The following is a 315-nucleotide window of genomic DNA, read 5'->3' on the forward strand; positions in this document are numbered from 1 at the left end:
GTTATAAGCTGCCAGCTTCAAGCTTGACGCTACAGGCACGCCGCAACGTGCGTTTACTTGCAGCTCGAAGCTCATCGCTTGCTGCTGCTTTTCGAGATTTGACGATGAAAAACTGGCTGGACGAGATCAAGTGGGACGCTGACGGCCTGGTGCCGGCGATTGCCCAGGATCACAAGACCGGGCGCGTATTGATGATGGCCTGGATGAACCGCGAAGCGCTGGAACTGACCGCTGCGGAAAATCGTGCAATCTACTGGTCACGTTCCCGTGGCAAGCTGTGGCGCAAGGGCGAAGAGTCCGGTCATGTGCAGACAC

At 57.1% G+C, this 315-nt stretch carries 1 protein-coding gene; it reads left to right on the forward strand.

The window, feature by feature from the left end:
• Positions 1 to 104 precede the first annotated feature (104 nt).
• Positions 105 to 315, forward strand: a 211-nt coding sequence (locus AAEY83_RS13635) for a phosphoribosyl-AMP cyclohydrolase (RefSeq protein ID WP_351059615.1), incomplete at its 3' end; no start/stop codon positions are given.

It is taken from the genome of Psychrobacter sp. TB20-MNA-CIBAN-0197, from assembly GCF_040309765.1.
GTDB classification, from domain to species: domain Bacteria; phylum Pseudomonadota; class Gammaproteobacteria; order Pseudomonadales; family Moraxellaceae; genus Psychrobacter; species Psychrobacter submarinus.